The 16,246-nt window shown below is 53.7% G+C and carries 12 protein-coding genes; 3 read left to right on the top strand and 9 right to left on the bottom strand.

What is annotated here, in order from left to right:
- The first annotated feature begins 152 nt into the window (after positions 1-152).
- Complete coding sequence (locus AC4IE8_RS12970) at positions 153-1,247, top strand: class I SAM-dependent methyltransferase (RefSeq protein WP_490791193.1); 1,095 nt, start codon at positions 153-155, stop codon at positions 1,245-1,247.
- A 23-nt stretch (positions 1,248-1,270) separates the two neighbouring features.
- Here AC4IE8_RS12970 and dnaE read toward each other — a convergent pair whose 3' ends face one another.
- Complete coding sequence (dnaE, locus tag AC4IE8_RS12965; RefSeq protein WP_083226050.1) at positions 1,271-4,846, bottom strand: DNA polymerase III subunit alpha; 3,576 nt, start codon at positions 4,844-4,846, stop codon at positions 1,271-1,273.
- Positions 4,847-5,112: 266 nt separating this feature from the next.
- On the bottom strand, positions 5,113-6,732 hold the full coding sequence (locus AC4IE8_RS12960) for a sensor domain-containing diguanylate cyclase (protein ID WP_068991306.1): 1,620 nt from the start codon (positions 6,730-6,732) through the stop codon (positions 5,113-5,115).
- Between the two features lie 491 nt (positions 6,733-7,223).
- Between AC4IE8_RS12960 and AC4IE8_RS12955 the strand changes: the two genes are divergently transcribed.
- Both AC4IE8_RS12955 and AC4IE8_RS12950 read left to right on the top strand, forming a co-directional pair.
- Complete coding sequence (locus AC4IE8_RS12955) at positions 7,224-7,667, top strand: hypothetical protein (RefSeq protein WP_068991302.1); 444 nt, start codon at positions 7,224-7,226, stop codon at positions 7,665-7,667.
- A gap of 1 nt (position 7,668) precedes the next feature.
- Positions 7,669-8,202 (top strand): hypothetical protein, encoded by a 534-nt coding sequence (locus AC4IE8_RS12950; RefSeq protein WP_068991298.1) that lies wholly within the window; start codon positions 7,669-7,671, stop codon positions 8,200-8,202.
- An 82-nt stretch (positions 8,203-8,284) separates the two neighbouring features.
- Here the strand turns inward: AC4IE8_RS12950 and AC4IE8_RS12945 are convergent, their stop codons facing one another.
- The 7 genes from AC4IE8_RS12945 to lpxD form a co-directional block, all read right to left on the bottom strand.
- Entirely contained in the window at positions 8,285-9,904 is a 1,620-nt protein-coding gene (locus AC4IE8_RS12945; RefSeq protein WP_068991295.1) for a glutamate synthase-related protein, read from the bottom strand.
- Positions 9,905-10,403: 499 nt separating this feature from the next.
- Positions 10,404-10,994, bottom strand: coding sequence for a ribonuclease HII (rnhB, locus tag AC4IE8_RS12940; protein ID WP_068991292.1), 591 nt, complete (start codon positions 10,992-10,994; stop codon positions 10,404-10,406).
- Positions 10,995-11,026: 32 nt separating this feature from the next.
- Entirely contained in the window at positions 11,027-12,601 is a 1,575-nt protein-coding gene (locus tag AC4IE8_RS12935; protein ID WP_490791192.1) for an acyl-CoA ligase (AMP-forming), exosortase A system-associated, read from the bottom strand.
- A gap of 150 nt (positions 12,602-12,751) precedes the next feature.
- Positions 12,752-13,921, bottom strand: a complete 1,170-nt coding sequence (gene lpxB, locus AC4IE8_RS12930) for a lipid-A-disaccharide synthase (protein ID WP_490791191.1) — start codon at positions 13,919-13,921, stop codon at positions 12,752-12,754.
- A gap of 33 nt (positions 13,922-13,954) precedes the next feature.
- Positions 13,955-14,749, bottom strand: a complete 795-nt coding sequence (gene lpxA / locus AC4IE8_RS12925; protein ID WP_490791190.1) for an acyl-ACP--UDP-N-acetylglucosamine O-acyltransferase — start codon at positions 14,747-14,749, stop codon at positions 13,955-13,957.
- Positions 14,722-15,162, bottom strand: coding sequence for a 3-hydroxyacyl-ACP dehydratase FabZ (gene fabZ / locus AC4IE8_RS12920; RefSeq protein WP_068991819.1), 441 nt, complete (start codon positions 15,160-15,162; stop codon positions 14,722-14,724). The genes lpxA and fabZ overlap by 28 nt, the downstream gene beginning before the upstream one ends.
- 34 nt (positions 15,163-15,196) lie before the next feature.
- Complete coding sequence (gene lpxD, locus AC4IE8_RS12915; protein WP_068991274.1) at positions 15,197-16,234, bottom strand: UDP-3-O-(3-hydroxymyristoyl)glucosamine N-acyltransferase; 1,038 nt, start codon at positions 16,232-16,234, stop codon at positions 15,197-15,199.
- Positions 16,235-16,246: the final 12 nt, after the last annotated feature.

Raw genomic sequence — 16,246 nt, 5'->3', positions numbered from 1 at the left:
AGGCCACCCATCAATCAAATCATATTATTTCTTTTATATTCATTGGTTTACAGTCATATAAATTAATTTCCATAGCTGTATTGTCTGCTTAAAATCCTTTCACCTAGGCTAGGGTTACCGCACACAGAATTCAAACCACCGGAGGAATCAAAATGTGTAATGCCTGTATACCCATGCCCACCCAGGGCAAAAGCGTCGAGGCCTTTGCCGACCAAATGATGGATATGCTGAATCAGGGCGCGCTCTCCCTGATGGTCTCGATCGGTCATCGTACCGGCCTGTTCGATGCCTTGGCAGAACTCCCGGCGACCACGCTGTCCCAACTCGTCAATCATACCGGCCTCAATCAACGCTATGTCAAAGAGTGGCTTGCCGCCATGGTATCGGGAGGCATCCTGGATTACGATCCACAACAGCAGCACTACAGCCTGCCTGACAGTCATGCCGCCCTGCTGACCCGCTCTGCCTCTCCCGACAATATGGCGGTATTCGCCCAGTATATCGGCTTGATGGGCCAGGTTGAGGATAAAGTGATCGACTGTTTTCGCCTTGGCGGCGGAGTTGGCTATGAACACTACCCACGCTTTCATGAAGTGATGGCGGACGACAGTGGCCAGACGGTATTGGCGGCCCTGGACGAACATATCCTGCCGCTGATCGAACCACTGATCCCATCACTCGAATCGGGTATCCGGGTTCTGGACATCGGGTGTGGCCGTGGCCGGGCGCTTTGCCATCTCGCCGCCCGCTTTCCCAACAGCCGGTTTGTCGGTTATGAGCTCTCAGAAGAGGCGCTCGACTATGCCCGTGATGTCGCCAGGCAGATGGGGCTGGACAACCTCCGATTCGAACAACGTGATCTGAGCGGATTTGAAAAGCGAGCGGAAACGGATGAGTTCGACCTGGTAACCGCCTTCGATGCCATTCACGATCAGACCACACCGCAAAGCGTTCTCAACGGCATACATAAAACCTTGAAGTCAGGTGGCACCTTTCTGATGCAGGACATCAGGGCTTCGAGTCATCTGGAGAAAAATATCGATCATCCCATCGGCCCCTTGCTCTATACCCTCTCCACCATGCACTGCATGACCGTCTCCCTGGCCAATGGCGGGGCAGGTCTGGGCACCATGTGGGGCGAAGAGCAGGCGTTGGAGATGTTGAGCATTGCCGGTTTTGATTCGGTCGCCGTGCATCAGCTCGATCACGATATCCAGAACAACTTCTATATCATGCGCAAAGGCTGAGCTGTCAACAGCCTTGAATCTGCTCAGCCACCGCTGGCCGGTCTTTGTCGATTGGCGGCCGGTGGCTGTTCTTTGGCAAAGGCGGCCTGACCCGCGGAGTTCCGATAACCCACACTGACCGAGCCAACCCCGAAGAGTTGCTCCAGGCGCTTCAGCAGTTCATCCGTGGGATTGACCCGCCAATCCTTGCCCAATTGGATATCGCCGCAGGCCTGTGCATTCCGATAGTGGAGTCTCACCCCGGTGGTCCCGCCAAGATAGGGGGAGAGTGTCTGCTGCAGGTTTTCACACAGCTGCCCCGGTTCCAGTTGATCGGTTCGCATGTGAACATTCAGCAGCCGCGCGTAGTGTGATCTGGCCTGCTCTATGGTCAACAGATTATCGGCACGGATACTCAACCCGCCACGAAACTCGTCGTAGTTGAGCAACCCTGAAACCACCAGAATCTTGTCCGCCGATATCAGATCCCGATGCTGCTCATAGTTCTCATTGAACAGGGTGCACTCGATGCGTCCGCTGCGATCATCCAGCAGCAGGGTGCCCATACGGCCACGCTGGGTCTGACGATGGGTAGCGGTAACCACCAGACCGCTGACAACCACCGGAACCCCCCGGCGACGCTGTCCTCCGGCCGGCGCACCGTCGAGACTCAGATCACCGATACGGCTACTGCAGATAGAGTCCAGCTCTATCAGATAGCGATCGATTGGATGGCCGGTAAGATAGAGCCCCAGGGTCTCCTTCTCACCCTGCAGACGCTGCTCCTCCTCCCACTCATCCACATCCTTGGGGATCACCTGGGTATGACTCGCCTCCGCCGGTTGCGGCTCTCCCATGCCGAACAGATCGTTCTGTCCGACCGCTTCCATGGCGTGGTGTTGCTCCGCCAGTTTCAACGCCAGGGGCAGTTGCAACATCAGGGTTGCCCGGTTGGCACCAAGACCATCCAGGGCACCGGCACGGATCAGTGACTCCAACACCCGTCGGTTGACCTTGCGCAGATCGATGCGCCGGCAGAACTCAAAGATATCTTCGAATACCCCGTGACTCTCCCGCTCCTGGATCACCGATTCGATGGCCGATTCACCAACCCCTTTGATCGCACCCAGACCGTAAACCACGGTCTGATCATCGATTGCGGTAAACTTGTAGTGGGAGAGATTGACCTGGGGTGCTTCCACCTTCAGTTTCATGCGCCGGCACTCTTCGATCAGCGGCACCACCTTATCGGTATTGTCCATATCCGCCGAACAGACCGCCGCCATAAAGGCAGCCGGATAGTGGGCTTTCAGCCACATGGTCTGATAAGAGACCAGAGCATAGGCCGCCGAGTGGGATTTGTTGAAACCGTATCCGGCGAACTTCTCCATCAAATCGAAGATGTAGGTGGCTGTCTTCTCCTCAACACCCCGCTCCACCGCGCCTTTGCGAAAGATCTCTCCCTGCTTGGCCATCTCCTCGGGTTTCTTTTTACCCATCGCCCGACGCAAAAGATCGGCGCCACCCAGCGAGTAGCCGGCCAGCACCTGGGCGATCTGCATCACCTGCTCCTGGTAGAGGATAACGCCATAGGTGGGCTTCAGGATCGGTTCCAGATCCGGATGGGGGTAGGCGACTTCAGCACGGCCATGTTTTCGATTGATGAAATCATCCACCATGCCCGACTGCAACGGCCCGGGTCGGAACAGGGCAACCAGTGCGGTAATATCGTCGAAGCAGTCGGGTTGCAGCTTCTTGATCAACTCCTTCATGCCGCGGGATTCAAGCTGGAATACCGCTGTGGTCTGAGCGCTTTTCAGCAACTTGAAAGAGCCTTCGTCATCCATGGCGATGGCATTGATATCCAGAGGTTCAAGGTTCTGCTTGAGGCGATCTGCGTTGACCGCCTTCAGCGCCCAATCGACAATCGTCAAGGTACGCAGACCGAGAAAGTCGAATTTGACCAGCCCCACCTTCTCCACATCGTCTTTATCGAACTGGGTCACCAGCCCCTCGCCGGTGGCCTCGCAGTAGAGGGGAGTGAAATCGGTGAGCAGGCCTGGCGAGATCACCACACCACCTGCATGTTTGCCCGCATTGCGCGCACAACCCTCCAGCTTTTTCGCCATATCGATGAGTTCACCCACCTCCTCATCGGTCTGGTAGGACTGTTTGAGATCGTCACTCTCAGTCAGTGCCTTATCCAGGGTCATGCCGATCTCGAAGGGGATCATCTTAGCCACCCGGTCGGTAAAACCGTAGGGATGACCAAGCACACGTCCCACATCCCGCACCACGGCCTTGGCCGCCATGGAGCCGTACGTGATGATCTGAGAAACCGAGTCCCGCCCGTAGCGATGCGCCACATAGTCGATTACCTGGTCTCGCTTATCCATGCAGAAATCCACATCAAAGTCAGGCATCGAGACACGCTCAGGATTCAGAAATCGCTCAAACAGCAGCTCATGCTCGATTGGGTCGAGATCGGTGATCTTGAGTGCGTAGGCAACCAGGGAGCCGGCGCCTGAACCACGCCCGGGACCGACAGGAATATCGTTGTCCTTAGCCCACTGGATGAAGTCGGCAACGATCAGAAAGTAGCCCGGAAAACCCATCGAGTTGATAACATCGAGTTCCACCTGCAGACGTTCGTCATAGACCTTGCGCTGTTCGGCAAACTCAGCTGCCCCGGCATCAAAGATATGATTCAAGCGCCAATCGAGACCTTTGCGCGACTCCGCTTCGAGAAACTCATCGATGGTCATGCCTTCAGGAATCGGGAAATCGGGCAGAAAGTTCTTCCCCAGAGTCAGCTCAATGGTACAGCGCTTGGCGATCTCCACGCTGTTTAGCAGCGCCTCGGGAATATCGGAAAATAGCGCCTCCATCTCCTCCGGGCTGCGCAGATACTGCTGATCACTATAGTTTTTCGGCCGCCTCGGATCGTCGATGGTACGGCCTTCATGAATGCAGACCCGCACTTCATGGGCATCGAAGTCACTCTGCTGGAGAAAGTGGGTGTCATTGGTGGCCACCACCGGCACCCCGAATTCAGTTGCCAACGCCACACTCTGATGCAGGCAGCGCTCCTCATCCGCACGCCCGGTCCGATGCAGTTCGAGATAGTAGCGGTCACCAAACAGCTCAAGCCAACCCTTCAGCAGCTGCTGCGCCTGCGTGGCGTTCTCCGCCAGCAGTGCCCGCCCCACATCGCCGTACCGACCGGCGGAGAGAGCGATCAGGCCCTCCGTATTGCCTTCCAGCCACTCCCGCTCCATCAGTGGCCGACCCAGATGCTGGCCTTCCCGGTAGCTACGGGATACCAGTCGGGTCAAATTCTTGTAACCCGCCTGATTCTGCACCAGCAGCACCAGTCGGAAAGGGGTGTTCACATCATCCGGGTTGCGGATCCAGGCATCCACACCGGCGATCGGCTTGACTCCGGCGGCCAGGGCCGCCTGGTAGAAACGCACCAGGGCAAACAGATTGGATTGATCGGTCAGGGCCACGGCAGGCATCCCCTGCTCCGCCACTTGCTTGACCAGCGGCTTGACCCTCACCAGGCCGTCAACCAGCGAATACTCTGAATGGACCCGAAGATGTACAAAATTAACTGTCATGTCACCCCAGTGACCTGTTGATGTGAGGGAGTTGTAGTGATCAGCCTTTTCCGAACCCCACTACTCAACCGAAAATCAGCTTCAACCTTTGCTACCTGCAAGCCCGGCTATTCTAACCCGATTCGAGCTCAAAAGATGAGTCTGCATGATCGAATGGGAAGTTGATTACGCAGGCCGATGTGCCATTTCGCCGTACCCATTCGACCACCATCTCAAGGTGATAATATATTGATTTTTCTAGATAAACCAGCCAGACACATGAAAAATCATGGCAAGGACACGACCTGATTCTTACCCTTTTGTTTCGCATTGTAGAGTGCGCTGTCGGCATTTTGAATCAGCTCATTGAGATTCTGCTGACCATCCCACATAGCGGCACCGACACTGGCAGTGACTTGCTGACCATCGAGCTCATCCAAAGCCAGATCGGCAATGTGTTGGACCAAACGCTGAGCAATACCCACAGCATCTTGCAAGGCTGTTTCGGGCAGGGCGATTATAAACTCCTCACCACCGTAGCGCCCTGCAAGATCACTTTGGCGTACCAGTTGCTGAATGATCGCTGCGACCTGCTGAAGAACCGCATCGCCCGCCAGGTGTCCGAAACGGTCATTGATAGCCTTGAAATTGTCCAGATCGCACATCAACAAACTAAGCCGGGCAGTCGAGCGTCTCGTTCGGCTCATCTCCTGTAGAAGTCGTTCATTGAAGTAGCGGTGGTTGTAGAGGGCGGTCAAGCTATCACGCTCTGAGCGGTGTTTATAGAACTCTTTCAGTCGATGGATCTCATCCGTCTGCTGATCGATGAGTGAATGGACCCGTCTGGATCCATACACGATCACCAGATAGAGAAGCATCTCGATCACGGCAAAACCGACGACCGCATAGACCAGGTTGAGCTTCAATTGGTGCTTGTTTGCCAGAACAGCCTCGCTGACATCCATCAGCATAACCACCATACCGACCTGCTGAGTTTCACCAGCGGCTTGAGAGCGGTAGTCATGCAATGGAAAGTGTGTGATGCCATAAAAGCGGTCACCGTGACTGAGTGTAAAAGTGCGTAATTCATGTTTATAGGGCTCCAGCACTTCGCAATTACCCAGCACCTCGGAGACAATAGGGTTTGAAATGGCCTCAATGTAACAGGACGACTCGCTCGACAGTTTGACGATCTGCTTTCTGATCGATTCCGGCCACATGGCCATGTGGACTTTTTCCTGATTCAGCAGCACCATCATCTCAACACCGGTTTGTTGATTGATCTTATCGAGTACGGTTTGATACGAGGAACCGACTTCGAGCACCCCGATCAACTCAGGAGCGTCCGACCCTGCCGTTGACCAGACCGGTGTCACCCCGCGCAAGCCGGCATATATCCGGCCGATCTCGAAACCGACCTTGGCCTGTTTGTGCTTGAAGCTGTCGACAATGATATGGCGAACATCATCCATTCGGTCACCGAATTTTTTCGGCTTGTGTACTCGAAGAAAACTGAGCGATCCGGGACCAAGATGAAAATGGAGCTGTCTGGCGCCGTACTCCTCCATCAGTGGCGACCAGCTGGGTATCAGCGACCGATAGAGCCTCTCCCTGACATCTGCCGCCAGCGCCCGACCGGCACCGCCACCCTCCTGAGCAACCGCCTGTTTACCGGCAAGAAACAGCTGCTGAACATTTTGCTGACTGGCGATATAGGTTGAGATCTGCAACATGTTCTCATAAACAAGCTCCAGCGTGAGCTGATACGCATGCTTGAGATTCCTGCCGTTACTATCCAGGGTCAGATTCAAGGCGTGCCGGCTGGCATAGTAGTTGATTCCGACAAAGATCAGATCGCTGAGCAGTATCAGTAATGTCAGGACGAGGAATATTTTTCTACTGTTCAATTAACCCATCCAAATGATCAACCACCCCAATCAGCCTCGCCTATACAAAGCTTTAAAATCTGGGGGGATACTTCTACATTCAAGTGAGAACGTTGCCAGAATAGATTGCCGGCAGTGTAAATACCAGTGCCATCAACTTTTTAGCTGACTGAAATCAACTCATAAGATCAGGCTTCAACCTACTTTTTCAGCAAACTCTTTATGCACGGGTTCACTCAATTTTCTACCACAGCGCAACATCATGAAGAGACTCGATATCGTATTTGCAATTTCTATTTCTCAACTGGATAACCATACCTCAGTTTAGCGATAAACCGAGCAATTCCTATGCAGGCCTAACCTCAAATTGACATTGAATTAAAATACTATCTTTCCAGTTAGCACGGGATTTATCTCGAATTGACTGATCGACATCAAACCCCCTCTCTGGATATGTCCTTTGTTAGGGGTTAATCTTCACACTTCACTTCTCTGGCAGAAAGGGAATTCACATGAAATACAGCCTAACAACGATAGTCATTGCCGCTTTTACACTTCTCACCGGATGCTCTGTAGTCAGCCATATTACAAAGCTTGTCCCGAACCGGGACCAGTCCGCCATCCAGAGCTTCTATGTCATCCACCAACCTCAGGATAAGCGAAATATCGATGCCGAAATCAGTGAACTGTTACGGGAGAAAGGCTATCAGGCCACTCACGGTCCAGCAGCAAAAATAGCCTCTGATTCGGATATTCTGGTTACCTATGAAGATCGCTGGTTTTGGGATCTGTCCAATTATCTGATTCAACTCAATGTTGAATTTCGTGACGCTAAAAGTCGTTACCCGATAGTCGCCGGAGAGACAATTCGTACCTCTCTCGCCCGCAAGTCCACCAAAGAGATGGCATCGGAAACCATCGACGCCATGCTATTGAAAATTGAAAAGGGTGAATAAAATGAATGGAATCAACCAATCCAGAGTTCTGATACTGGTAATAATCTTTCTCCTCATTACAGGATGCGCGCAGACCAAGCAGTTGACATCAGAGGGAATTACACCGGAAGGCACTACAGTTGGCAGACATTTCAACGACACCCTCTCGGTTTCAGTTTCCGGTGGCCGGGAAAAGGACCCTCTTGGCATCAATGAAGTACCCAATGAGACTCTGCTGAATGCTGTCAAGGATACCATCGTACAAACCAAGCTTTTCAAGCAGGTGGTTGATAAGAATCCTGATTACAAACTGGAACTGTTCATTGTCAAAGTCGGGCAACCTGTTGCCGGTAAAGATATGACTGTTAATGTTGAGATAGCCTGGGCGCTGAAAAATGGCAGCTCTGACGAGGTAGTCTGGAAGAGATCGATTGTCACTTCTGCTGTGAAGACCCGAGATGATGAAAGCATGGCGGTAAACCGAATCATGCTGGCTACCGAAGCAGCCACAAAGCTGAACATTGAACAAGGAATTGAAGCGCTATCCAATATTTAACAGACGATAGCAGACACTCCGGCAGCTGATTGAAAAGTATTGTCTACTGCCGGAGTTTTCCGCATTGCTTGACATCAAGGGCTCAGCCTGAATAGACGCCGGCATAAGCTATACCGGCGAGATGAGCCAGCTCCCGATCAAAGGTGGTCAGATCATCCAGAGCGAATCCGTTCAGGTGATCATGGCCGCAGGCCCGCGCCATCACCTGCATCAATTCGGTTGAGGCACGGAAGAAGTTATTCAGCTGTTCGGCCCCCTTCTCGATCTTCAGGCGCTTTCTCAATTCCGCTTTCTGGGTGGCGATACCCACCGGGCAGTTATTGGTGTGGCAGGCACGCATGCCCAGGCAACCGATCGCCTGCAGGGCCGAGTTGGAAAGAGCAATCGCATCAGCGCCCAGTGCCAGTGCTTTGATAAAGTCTGCCGGTAGTCTGAGGCCACCGGTAATGATCAGTGACACATCATCCCTGCCCTTTCTGTCCAGATAGCGACGCGCTCTGGCCAGTGCGGGAATCGTCGGCACCGAGATATTGTCACGGAAGATTAGTGGCGCAGCACCGGTGCCGCCACCCCGACCATCCAGGATGATGTAGTCGACCCCAATCTCCAGTGCGGCCTCGATATCCCTTTCGATATGCTGCGCGGAGAGCTTGACGCCAATCGGGATACCGCCGGTCTGCTGGCGAACCTCGGCCGCAAAACGCCGGTAATCCTCAACATACTGCCAATCAGGGAATCTTGCTGGAGAGACGGCCGACTTTCCCTCCTCCAGCCCTCTGACTTCGGCAATACGGCCTTTGACCTTGCTACCCGGCAGATGCCCACCTGTCCCGGTCTTCGCCCCCTGCCCACACTTGAAATGAAATGCCTGGCACTGCTTCACCTTCTCCATTGAATAGCCGAAACGGGCTGATGCCAGCTCATAGAGATAGCGACTGTTTGAAGCCTGCTCATCGGGCAGCATGCCCCCCTCTCCGGAACAGATACCGGTACCCGCCAGCTCCGCACCCTTGGCCAGAGCGACCTTGGCCTCTTCAGAGAGCGCACCAAAACTCATATCGGAGACGAACAGGGGACGATCCAGATGGAGCGGTCTTTCGGCCTTGGGACCAATCACCACCTCGGTTCCCACCGGATGGTCGTCAAGCAGTGGCAGCCGATGTAACTGGGCCGTCAATAACTGGATCTGCTCCCACTTCGGCAGCTGATCCCGGGGCACACCCATGGCACTGACCCGCCCGTGATGTCCCACCTTCGACAGACCATGCTCAGCCAGATGCTGGATATATTTATAGTGAGGCTCCTCAGGGCCGCCATGCAGATCCTTGTAGAGCCCCTGATAGCGCTCACGATGATAGGGTTGAGGATTGTGTTGTGCCCAAGCCCTGATCTCATCCTCATCCACCCAGACCTGCCCTGCTTCAACCCAAGCTTGAAACCGATTGAGTTTCTCAGCCGGATTATAGGAACTCACCCCGGTTTTATAGCCGTAATCCCAATCGTGCAGGCCGCAGATCAGATCCTCACCCTCGATACGGCCATCCGCCATCAATGCGCCACGATGCGCACATCGCCCATACAACACAGAGACCTGATCCCCCTCCTGCCAGCGGATAACAACCAGGTCCACATCAGCGACCAATGCATAAGTAGGGTTAAGCGGTTCGAGTTCGTCCCAAGCAAAAATGGCAATTTTGTTCATTGTTGTTCCTGAAGTTATTCGCTTGCCTTGAGCATCAACTTTGGACAACAGCAGTCAAATCAATCAGGCAAACATTTTTTATGGATACAGATAGGAGAAAAGCCTAGCCCAGGAGAGCCAATTCATCCAACCAGGGCCTGTTAACACGAATCCAATCGGCCCGATCAAGACAGATCACTCAAGGCTATGCAGGACGAATAATGGGCTGAGACGCGTACTTTTCTAATCGAGAGAGTTAAGCCGCGAATCGACGCCAATTACCACAAACAGTCACCAATAAAAGATCGGGGTGATGTTCGGTGATTCTGACGCGGGCCGAAATTGTGCATCAACTAAAATCTCAGCCGGTCCGATAGTCAGTGGATATCAACCAATCACACCCACATCTGTTCATCGGCACTATTTGCGTTCATCAGCTGAAAAAAAGCCAAGTACGATTTGCAGTTATTGGCGTCCAATGGCGGATAGGAACCCAAAGATCCAGGCAAGCGAATTTGCCTCAATCCAGTAGTCGCTTCACCGGTCCGAAAGATCGGCGATGGATGGGAGAGACCCCCAGATCCTCCAATCCCTGAAGGTGTTGCTTGGTGGGATAACCCTTATGCTTGGCCAACCCATAACCGGGATACTGTAGATCCAGCTCAACCATCTCTCTATCCCTGGCAACCTTGGCTATGATCGATGCCGCGCTGATCACCTCAACACGACTGTCACCACCGATCACCGCTTCGGCACTGCAACTCAATTGAGGCAGATGCTTACCATCCACCAATGCATGACCGGGGGCATCCGCCAACCCTTCAACCGCCCGCTTCATCGCCAACAGACTGGCTTGTAGAATATTGATACGATCGATCTCTTCCACCTCCGCACGTCCGAGTGACCAGCTGTAGGCCCTTTCACGGATGATCAGATCGAGAGACTCACGCCGCTTTTCACTCAACTTCTTTGAATCGGCAAGCCCTTCAATCGGCAGTTCAGGGTGAAGTATGACGGCAGCCGCCACGACCGGACCGGCCAAAGGACCCCGGCCGACTTCATCGACTCCAGCAATAAGCTGGGCAATAGGCAATTTCTTTTTATCATTCATAAGAGCGGGAGTTTCAAATAGGATTCTGCTGGTTACTGATCGACGATTTCGTCCATTAACTGCTGCGCCATCAACTTTCTGTCCAGTTTTCCATGGGGATTGGTTGGCATTGTGCTACGAAATATGATCCGGCTGGGAATCATATAACTGGTCAACTGTTTTTTACAGAGATTGATCAACGACTCTTCGGTAACCCCTTGATCAAGCTTGGGTGAAACAATCAGCACAATCGATTGGCCCAGCACTGGATGGGGCATCCCCAGGGCCACCACTTCGTTCAACAATCCCGTAGCCTGAAAAATTGATTCAATTTCATTTGGACTGACCCGATAACCCGAGGTTTTTATCTGATCATCGGCTCGTCTGATGAAATAGAGATAGCCTTCACTGTCCCGCTTCACGATGTCACCGGACCAGACAGCATTCGATTGATCCGAGCTGTCGGGAATCGGACGAAACCGCTGCCGGGTGGCCTGATCGTCTTTCCAGTAACCCTGGGCCACCAATGGACCCAGATGTACCAGCTCACCAGGTTGATCGATTTCACAGGGCTTGCCGTCATCTTGCAATACCCTCACTTCGGCATTGGGAATCGCCCGCCCCATGGAGGTTGGGCGACGATCAAGCTGGTCCGGCGGCAGATAGGTTGAGCGAAAGGCTTCGGTCAAACCATACATCAGATAGATATCCGTATTCGGCAGATTACGTCGCAACTGCTCTGTCGTCTCCACCGGCACCACACCACCGGAGCTGGTGATATACCTGAGGTGCTCTGCGACTTCTGCAGGCCACTGCAGCTCAACCAGCGCATTCCAGAGTGGTGGCACTGCGGCAAGGCCGGTGATGCGCTCTTTAACCAGGGTATTGATCACCTCCATCGGCAACAGATAGTTGATCAATACCGCCGTGGCGCCCACCAGAAACGCGGTTGTCAGCTGGCTCATCCCATAGTCGAAACTGAGTGGCAGGACGACCAGAATCCGGTCAGAGGGACGATTATCCAGATACTCCGCCACACTCTTCGCACCGATCACCATGTTACGGTGGCTCAGCATGACGCCTTTGGGTCTGCCGGTACTGCCGGATGTATAGAGCAAAGCGGCGAGATCGGTGTCATTGATTTGCGGCAGACCTTGCGGCTGATCCAGATGCATAAAGCCATCCCATGAGAAGAGATGCTGCACGCCTGCCGTAGCCTCACTGATATCACAATCGTCAATCACCACCAGATTGTTCAGATCCACAGCTTCATCGAGATCATCAACCAAAGCACGATATTTACCGCAGGTTGTGATCAACAGCTTGGCATCGCAATCTTTCAGGATATGCAACACCTGATGGGGCTTGAGTACCGGATTGATCGGTACGAATACCGCCGCGGCGGCCAGCGTGCCAAAGATGGCAATCACATTCTCAAGACATTTCGGCAGATAGATGGCGACACAATCCGAGGGTTCGATACCGATTGTCTGCAGTGAACCGGCAAACAGCCGAATCTGACGCTCCAGCTGCGCGTAGTTGAGCAGCGAGGACTTATACTGCAGCGCTGGCTGTTCCGGCCTGTCGATGGCAGACTCAAATATCAGCTCGTGTAGTAGTGTAGCCATTGCTTGAAATGTGACTCCTTCTATCGACTTTCTGCCAGGTACGATCGAAAACCAATAAAGGCCAATTTATCGGTTAATGTTTCAGCTGCTTCTACAGACCCTAACTAATCTGGCGGCGACCTCACTAACTACCGGATTGGGCCTGCCTCGTCACGTTTTCGGGCCAATCAAATCGAGAACCAGATCCGCCGCCCTTTGTGCCGCATTCTGCCGCAGATGCTGGTGAATCTGTTGATAAGTCTTCGCAATTTCTTCACGCTGCTGCGGATCATCCAACAGATCGATGATCGCCTGCCCCATCAACTCTGCCTGACAGGCCTCTTGTAGAAACTCCGGCGCCAGCATCTTCTCTGACAGCAGATTGGCAATCGCCACATAGGGTGTCTTAAGCAGCTTGAATCGACGGATCAACCAGGCTGTAAGTGGTGACAATCTGTAGGCGACAACCATCGGTTTCTTCAGTAACAAGGTCTCTAGCGTAGCGGTTCCTGAAGCGGTCAAAACCAGATCTGCGGCGCCGATCGCCAGCCTGGGTTCACCGTCAAGCAGTTTCACATCCACACTCGGTGACTGCTTTGCCAAGGCAGCCTGAAACGCCTGCTTGATTGTCTCATTGACCATCGGTGCGACAAACTGCAGTTCAGGTTTTAGCCGCTTCAACCAACAGGCCGTTTCTGCAAATGGTTCAGCCAACCGACTCACTTCACTCATCCGACTGCCGGGGAGCAGTGCAACCACCGGCAACTCGGGCGCCAATCCCAGTTTACTTCTGAGCTCAATCGGATCTGTCGGCCGCAGCGGAATCTGATCTGCAAGCGGATGGCCAACATAAGCGGCCGGCACCTGATGCTGCTGCAAAAAATCAACCTCAAAATCGAAGATACACAACATTAAGTCGACCGCTTGGCGCAATTTTTTAACCCGTCCCTGCCGCCAGGCCCAAACAGTGGGGCTCACCCAGTGGGCGGTTTTGATGCCCGACTGCTTGAGTCGGGTCTCCAGCGCCAGGTTGAAATCCGGTGCATCCACGCCGAGTACCAGGTCCGGGGGATCATTGAGAAAGTGGCTGATCAGTTGCCGGCGGGTTTTCAATAAACCGGGCAGATGACCAAGCACCTCAAACAGCCCCATCACCGGATCCATGCTGGCCAGGGAACGGCAACCGGCTGCCTCCATCAGTGGACCGGTCATACCTTCAAAGACCACCTCTGGCGAGCGCTCCTGCAAAGCCTGGATCAAGGCAGCAGCCAACTGATCACCGGAGACCTCATTCGCGATGATGCCGACTCTTATTGCTTTTGGCTGGTTTGCGGATTGCATCAGAGGGTGCTCTGAAGGCATTCGACAGAATGTCTATCGCAGAATGCCTCTTCCACTATGGGAGAGGAAATCGACAAGAATCTTCAGTTCAGGAGTCTCCGTGGCCAGACTTTCGATCTCCTCACGTGCTGCTTCCAGACGCTGTCCTGAGTGATAGATAATTTTGTAAGCCCGCTTGATCTGCCGGATGGCATCCTTACTGAAACCTCGCCGGCTCAACCCCTCACGATTAATGCCGTGGGGCTTGGTCGGCTGCCCAGCTGCCATCATGTAGGGGGGTAGATCCATATTGATCGCAGATCCCATTCCGGAAAAGCTGTGGGCGCCGATACGACAGAATTGATGAACCTTGGAAAAGCCTCCCAGAATGGCATGGTCGTCAATCATCACATGGCCACCCAGTGAGGCCGCATTGGCCAAAATCACATGATCACCCAAGACACAGTCATGGGCTACATGGATATAGGCCATCAGCAGATTATCGTTGCCGATGCGGGTGACGCCTTGATCCTGAACCGTGCCACGATGCAGGGTGGCAAACTCCCGAATCACATTCCGATCGCCGATCTCCAGAGAAGTCGGTTCTCCCGCATATTTCTTATCCTGGGGATCTTCACCGACTGAGGCAAACTGGTAGATGCGATTGTCCCTGCCGATGCGGGTCGGCCCATTGACAACCACATGGGGCCCGATCACCGTACCAGCGCCGATGCTCACGTCAGGACCGATGATCGAGAAGGGTCCGACGGTGACCCCCTCATCCAATTCCGCCTGTGGATCTATAACTGCGCGTGAGTCGATCAGTTGCCTATCTCCCGGGCAGTACACATGATCTCTGCTGTGGCCACAGTACGGCCATCCACAGTCGCTGAGCAGGTAAAGAAACCGATGCCCCGCTTGAGTTTGTTCTGCTGCACATCGATGATCAGCTGATCGCCTGGCTCTACCTGCTGCTTGAAACGTGCTTTATCGATACCGACAAACAGATAGATGGTGGTCTCATTCACTGTTTCCGGATTGGATTCCATCGCCAACAGGCCTGTCGCCTGGGCCATCGCTTCTACGATCAGGACACCGGGCATGACCGGTTGAATCGGAAAATGTCCATTGAAAAAGGGTTCGTTGTAGGTGACATTCTTCAGCGCCCGCAAGCGGGTATTTTTTTCATACTCGGTAACCCGATCGATCAGCAGAAAGGGGTAACGGTGCGGCAGTAGACTCAGCACCTTGTTGATGTCCATCGCTATCAAACTACCCTCCCATGACTCAAACGTTTCATTTGAATGACTCTCCAGTGAGAGATTTCACTGTTTTTTTCAATAATTTCAGATCCTTAGCCATATTATCAAGGCGTCTGAGCCTGGCAATCAGCTTTCGCCAAGCACTATTTTCCATCGCGGGAAGATTACCGCTGTAATAGCCTGCCTCGGGAAATGAACGAGAAACCAGGGCCGCACCTGAAATGTGTACATTATCACCGATCGTGATATGCCCTACCAGACCGGTTTGACCACCGATAGTACAGTTCCGACCGATCTTCGTCGAGCCGGCAACACCCGCACAACCCGCCATCGCGGTGTGCTCGCCCACCTCCACGTTGTGTGCGATCTGTATCAGATTATCGAGCTTAACACCATCATGCAGGATCGTATCCTCCAGAGCACCCCGGTCAACCGTGGTATTGGCACCAATCTCCACATCATCCCCGAGCCAGACCCTTCCCAGCTGAGGCACTTTGACCCATCGACCCTGATCGTTGGCCAGACCGAAACCGTCGGCGCCCAATACACTACCCGGGTGTAGCAGACAGCGGGCGCCGACTCGAGTCCGATGGCATAGGGTAACTCGCGCCACCAACCTTGTCTGCTCGCCGATTTCACAATCCGATTCGATCACTGAGCCTGGGCCGATAACCACATCGGCACCAATCCTGACTCGCTCACCGATGACGCTGCAGGGGCCGATCGAGGCGCTTTTGTCGATTTCAGCCGATGCAGCAATCACCGCAGAATCGGCAATACCCGGGGCGGCTTCCGCAACAGGAAAAAGCAGGCTGGCAGCCCGTGCATAGGCCAGATAGGGGTTGTCGGTGACCAGTGCGGCCACGCTACAGTCGCTTGCGGCCTCCTGCGACAGAATGACTGCTGAAGCACCGGTCTCCGCAAGGTAGCACCGATACGCGCTGTTACTGAGAAAGCTCAGCTGCCCCTCTGTGGCACGCTGCAGCGTACCGACCCCTTGAATGGCGATCTCCGGGTCTCCGCGCAGCTCAGCACCTACCGCCTCAGCTAGTTCTCCGAGTCGAATGGACAAGTGTAAAAATCC

It is taken from the genome of Candidatus Thiodiazotropha sp. AKAK2 (assembly GCF_058244685.1).
Note: the sequence above shows the minus strand (reverse complement) of the source record. Positions and strands in the feature narration are given on the sequence as shown.

What these genes read in the sequence shown, in the direction of transcription:
- AC4IE8_RS12950 (WP_068991298.1), top strand. Translation starts at nt 7,669, where the DNA reads ATGAATGGAATCAACCAATCCAGAGTTCTGATACTGGTAATAATCTTT.
- lpxB (WP_490791191.1), bottom strand. Translation starts at nt 13,921, where the DNA reads ATGCAATCCGCAAACCAGCCAAAAGCAATAAGAGTCGGCATCATCGCG.
- AC4IE8_RS12935 (WP_490791192.1), bottom strand. Translation starts at nt 12,601, where the DNA reads ATGGCTACACTACTACACGAGCTGATATTTGAGTCTGCCATCGACAGG.
- AC4IE8_RS12970 (WP_490791193.1), top strand. Translation starts at nt 153, where the DNA reads ATGTGTAATGCCTGTATACCCATGCCCACCCAGGGCAAAAGCGTCGAG.
- fabZ (WP_068991819.1), bottom strand. Translation starts at nt 15,162, where the DNA reads ATGGACATCAACAAGGTGCTGAGTCTACTGCCGCACCGTTACCCCTTT.
- AC4IE8_RS12945 (WP_068991295.1), bottom strand. Translation starts at nt 9,904, where the DNA reads ATGAACAAAATTGCCATTTTTGCTTGGGACGAACTCGAACCGCTTAAC.
- AC4IE8_RS12955 (WP_068991302.1), top strand. Translation starts at nt 7,224, where the DNA reads ATGAAATACAGCCTAACAACGATAGTCATTGCCGCTTTTACACTTCTC.
- dnaE (WP_083226050.1), bottom strand. Translation starts at nt 4,846, where the DNA reads ATGACAGTTAATTTTGTACATCTTCGGGTCCATTCAGAGTATTCGCTG.
- rnhB (WP_068991292.1), bottom strand. Translation starts at nt 10,994, where the DNA reads ATGAATGATAAAAAGAAATTGCCTATTGCCCAGCTTATTGCTGGAGTC.